This window comes from Desulfocurvus sp., assembly GCF_023230885.1.
Taxonomy (GTDB): Bacteria; Desulfobacterota; Desulfovibrionia; order Desulfovibrionales; family Desulfovibrionaceae; genus Desulfocurvus.
Map to the genome: position 1 here is coordinate 1 of NZ_JALNWM010000231.1, position 4,936 is coordinate 4,936.

General features: G+C 67.9%; 5 protein-coding genes. All 5 read right to left on the bottom strand.

All coding sequences use genetic code 11. The features are described from left to right. Window positions 1-432: AMP-binding protein (locus M0P34_RS13675; RefSeq protein ID WP_291500091.1), on the bottom strand; the 432-nt coding region annotated here is incomplete at its 3' end. Between the two features lie 90 nt (window positions 433-522). Next, the gene (locus M0P34_RS13680) at window positions 523-1,074 is read right to left on the bottom strand and encodes an XRE family transcriptional regulator (RefSeq protein WP_291500094.1); all 552 of its coding nucleotides are present in this window, start codon (window positions 1,072-1,074) and stop codon (window positions 523-525) included. A gap of 55 nt (window positions 1,075-1,129) precedes the next feature. Next, on the bottom strand, window positions 1,130-2,779 hold the full coding sequence (locus M0P34_RS13685) for an AMP-binding protein (RefSeq protein WP_291500096.1): 1,650 nt from the start codon (window positions 2,777-2,779) through the stop codon (window positions 1,130-1,132). 13 nt (window positions 2,780-2,792) lie between these two features. After that, window positions 2,793-3,359 (bottom strand): XRE family transcriptional regulator, encoded by a 567-nt coding sequence (locus M0P34_RS13690; protein ID WP_291500098.1) that lies wholly within the window; start codon window positions 3,357-3,359, stop codon window positions 2,793-2,795. Window positions 3,360-3,764: 405 nt separating this feature from the next. Beyond that, window positions 3,765-4,415, bottom strand: coding sequence for a peroxiredoxin (locus M0P34_RS13695; RefSeq protein WP_291500100.1), 651 nt, complete (start codon window positions 4,413-4,415; stop codon window positions 3,765-3,767). Window positions 4,416-4,936: the final 521 nt, after the last annotated feature.

The following is a 4,936-nucleotide window of genomic DNA, read 5'->3' on the forward strand; positions in this document are numbered from 1 at the left end:
GGCGGCGTCCACGGCCGGGGCCACCGAGTCCTCGGCAATGGCGCCGACGATGTCCCCGGCCTGGACGCGGTAGACGATGTCCTTGACCGTGAGCAGGTTGGGCGAGGGCACGGCCACGGCGCCCAGGCGGTGCAGGGCCAGCATGCTGACCCAGAACTCGATGCGCCGGTAGAGGATGAGCATCAGCCGGTCGCCCTTGGCAACGCCGCGCTCGGCCAGGGCGTTCGCCAGCCGGGCCGAGGCCTCGGCCAGCCAGCCGAAGGTGTACTCGCGGCGGTAGCCGTCGGGGCCGACATGGACGATGGCCTTGCGGCCGGGGTCTGCGGCGGCGACCTCGTCCAGGAAGTCGTAGGAAAAGTTGTATTTTTCTGGAACGTCCAGGGCGAATTCCTCAAGGAACCGCTCGTAGCTCGCGGGGGTGATTTTCTGCATGGCTGGCCTCGCTCGGTCTGCTGGTGCGCGTTGGGTGACGTGGGGGGTCCGTGCCCGGAGTGGGCGTCCGGTGGGGCGGGTGCCGGACGCCTAGAGAATCACGTCGAGGAACAGGGCGTCGCTGTCGCCCAGGGCGCGCAGGCCGTGCGGGGTCTCGGAGTTGAAATACAGGCTGTCGCCGGGCTCCAGGATCTCGGGGCGCCCGGCCAGGGTGATCTCCAGGCGGCCTTCGAGCATGTAGATGAACTCCTGCCCGGCGTGGGCGGCGGTGTTGACCTGCTCGGGCGCCTTGGGCGGCACGCGGATCAGGAAGGGCTCCATGCGCCGCCCGGTGAAGCGGTAGGCCAGGCTCTTGTAGTCGTAGTCCTTGCGGCGCTCCACGGCCAGGCCCTCGCCCTTGCGCACCAGGGAATACTGGCGCAGGTGGGCCTCGCCGCCGGAGACGAGCACCGTCAGGTCGATGCCGCATTCCTGGGCCACGGTGAACAGGTAGCTGACGGGGATCTCCACGTCGCCGGACTCGTAGGCGGCCACCTTTTCGGGCTCGACGCCCAGGCGCCGGGCCATCTGGTCCACCGAGAGCCCGAGGGCGTCGCGCAGCCCGGACAGCCGGGGGGCGATTTCCTTGTAGGCCTTTTCCATCTGCTTTTCTCCTGGCTTGGGCCGGGCGGATGTCCGCCCGGCCCCGTTGCGGCACCTAGGCGTCGGGCCACAGCCCGGCGGCCATCTCGCGCAGCTTGTACTTCTGGATCTTGCCGCTGGCGGTCATGGGATAGGCGTCCACGAAGGCCACATAGCGCGGGATCTTGTGGAAGGCGATCTTGCCCCGGCAGTGGTCCTGCACGTCTTCGGGGGTCAGGCTCGCGCCCTCCTTGAGCACCACGAAGGCGCCGACCTCCTCGCCGTACCTGCGGCTTGGCACCCCCGCGACCTGCACGTCCTTGACGCCCTCCATGTGGTAGAGGAATTCCTCGATCTCGCGGGGGTAGATGTTCTCCCCGCCGCGGATGATCATGTCCTTCAGGCGGCCGGTGATGGAGACGTAGCCGTCCTGGTCCATGACGCCCAGGTCGCCGGAGTGCAGCCAGCCGTCCTTGTCGATGGCCTGGGCCGTGGCCTCGGGGTTGTTGTAGTAGCCCTTCATGACCAGGTAGCCCCGGCAGCAGACCTCGCCCTGGGTTCCCCGCGGGCATTCCCGGTCCGTTTCGGGGTCCTTGATCATCACCTCCACGGCGGGCATGGCGCGGCCCACGGAGGCCGTGCGGCGGGTGATGTCGTCGTCCACGCGCGTCTGGGTCATCACCGGGCTGGACTCGGTGAGCCCGTAGCAGATGGTGATGTCCTCCATGTACATCTTCTCCATGACCTGGCGCATGACGGCTACCGGACAGGGCGACCCGGCCATGATACCCGTGCGCAGGCTGGAGAAGTCGAAGCGCTCGAAGAGGTCGTGCTGGAGCACGGCGATGAACATGGTCGGCACGCCGTACAGGGCGGTGCAGCGCTCGCGCTCCACGCTCTGCATGATCAGCACGGGGTCGAATTTTTCCAGGATGATCATGGCCGTGCCGTGGGTCACGCAGGCCAGCACGCCCAGCACGCAGCCGAAGCAGTGGAACAGCGGCACCGGCAGGCACAGGCGGTCGCGCTCGGTGAAGCCCTGGTTCTCGCCGATCCAAAAGCCGTTGTTGCCGATGGACTTGTGGGTCAGCATCACACCCTTGGGGAAGCCCGTGGTGCCCGAGGTGTATTGCATGTTGACCACGTCGTCGGGGTGCAGGCTGGCCTGCCTGGCGGCGTAGTCGTCGTCGGAGACGGTCTTGCCCAGGGCCAGTATCTCGGGCACGGAGAACATGCCCCGGTGCTTTTGCGGGCCGAGGAAGGCCACGCGGCGCAGGTGGGGGAAGCGCTCGCAGTCCAGCTCGCCGCGCGGCAGGGTCTTGAGCTCGGGCACGAGCTCGTAGAGGGTCAGGACGTAGTCGGTGTCGTAGAACCCGTCCATGACGAAGATGTTCTCGCACTCGGACTGGCGCAGCAGGTATTCCAGCTCATGGGTCTTGTAGCTGGTGTTCACGGTGAGCAGCACGGCGCCGATCTTGGCCGTGGCGAATTGCAGGGCCACCCAGTAGGGCACGTTGGTGGACCACACGGCCACCTTTTCGCCGCGCTGCACGCCCAGGGCCATGAGCCCCCTGGCGAAACGGTCCACCAGGTCGCCGAACTCGCGCCAGCTGAGGCGGAAGTCGCGGTCGACATAGATCACGGCGTCGCGGTGCGGCCATTTGGCGACGGTTTCGTCGAGCAGCTGGCCCAGGGTCACGTCGAGAACTGCGGGTCTGTCGGTCATTGCGGCCTCCCCGCTAGAACGGGACGTGGATCACGGCATAGATCTCGGCGGCCTGGCCGCCCCCGGCCCCCACATGGTGCGGCACCACGGAGTTGTAGTACATGCTGTCCCCGGCGGACAGGACGTGCTCCTCCTGGCCGTAGCGCAGCACGACCTGGCCCGAGACGACGACGACGAACTCCTCGCCCTCGTGGGAAGACAGGGTCGGCTCGCAGGCTTCGGGCTCCAGGCGGATGAAGAAGGGCTCCATGTTCCGGTCGGCCTTGCCCTGGCCGAGGTGGTGGTAGGTCATGGCCAGGCACTTGCCGCCGCTGGCCTGGACGGCGCTGTCGGGGGTGCGCTCGGCGCTGCGGGTGATGCAGGGGTCCTCGGTGAGCTCGTCGTCGGTGAAGGTGCCCAGGCGGGTGCCCAGGGCGCGGGCCAGCTTGACCATCGGCCCCAGGGCCGGTGCGGCCGCGCCGTTTTCCACGGCCTCGATGAACTGGGGGTCAAGGGCCGTCTTCTCGGCGAGCTGCTCGACGGTCAACTTCCTGCGCTCGCGCCACATCCTGATGCGCGCGCCGATCTTGCCGCGTTCCATGGGCTACCTCCGCTGGCTCTGGCTGGTTGTTTTCGAAAGGGAAAACGCGGGCGGCGGCCCGCCTGAAGCAACGCGCCCGCAGGCGCGCACAGTACGGCACTTTCCCCCGCGAGGCAACAGCGCAGGGCCCGGGGGGCCTTTGGCGGCGGCGCCTGCGCGCCGGTTGGGCGCCCGGCGGACCCCGGTGCGCGCGGGAATCATTGATAAACGATTCCTCATGTTTGGGCCGGTCCGTTTCGCGAAATGGGCCAGGCCCGGCCGCGAGGAGCCGGGGGGGTGCCGGGTGCGCGGCCCGTGGAGGAGTTGCGCCAGGCCCGGCCCGCCAGGGCTGGGCGGAAAACGCGGGCCCCGCCCGCGCGGGGTGCGCGGGCGGGGCCGTGGGGTGCGGGTTGGCCCGGGCCGGTGCTAGGCCAGGGGCTTGTGGCAGAACCACCAGTCGAAGCCGTCGTATTCGGCGGCCCGCTTTTTGGCGGTTTCGTGGTCCTGGGCGGGGGGCACGATGACGCGGTCGCCGATGAGCTCGTTGTTGGGCCAGCCGGCGGGGATGGCCACGCCAGCGGAGTCGGAGACCTGGAGCGCCTTCACCGCGCGCAGGATTTCATCCATGTTCCGCCCGACCTCCTGGGGATAGTAGAGCATCAGGCGCAGGTTGCCCTTGGGGTCGATGACGAACACGGCGCGCACGGTGTTGGAGCCCTTGCCGGGGTGCAGCATGCCCAGGGACTCGGCCACATGGCCCCGGTCGTCGGCGACGACGGGGAACTGGATGTCCACGTTCAGGTTGTCCTTGATCCAGTCGACCCATTTGATGTGCGAGAAGACCTGGTCGATGGACAGGCCGATGAGCTCGCAGTTGAGCTTGCGGAACTCGTCGAAGCGCTTCTGGAAGGCGACGAACTCGGTGGTGCAGACGGGGGTGTAGTCCGCGGGGTGGCTGAAGAGCACGACCCACTTGCCCTCGTAGTCGCCGGGCAGGGTTTTCATGCCGTGGGTGGTCTTGACTTCCATGGTCGGGAACTTGTCGCCGAGAAGGGGCAGGGCGAGGGGAGCGGTCATGATTTCATCCTCCGAAAGGTTGTACGGTTGCTTCGGTGCCTTTGTTAGGAATGATTCCTAATATCATCTTACAAAAGGGTCAAGGGCTTTCCCCAAAAAATGTGCCCGGAAAATAAAAAAACCAGCAGTAATCTAAAATAACTGGATTTTCTCCAGCCTGCTCCCGGAAGGCCCGCCTTGCAGCCTGGTCACTGCCTCCGGGGGGTGCGGAGCAGGCCCTCCTGTTCCGAAGGCGTCCGCCCCGGTTGGCCGCAGGCCGCGCATAGTGGGCATCCGCCAGCCCTCCGCCATTCCGGGACTCGTCCCTTCCGGCCCTGGTTCGGTCCATGCCCCGCCGGCCTCCTCCTCGCCCCATCCTTCCAGCCCGCGCCCTGCGTCCTGCCCGCCCGCCCGGCCCGCCCCGCCCGGCCCGCCCCGCCCGGCCGGGTTTCCCCTTGGCGGCCCTCGCGGCGCCGCCCGACCCGACAGCAGCCCCGCCTTTCCCGCGTCTCCCCGAAATCCCCCCTTCCCCGGCCCCTGAA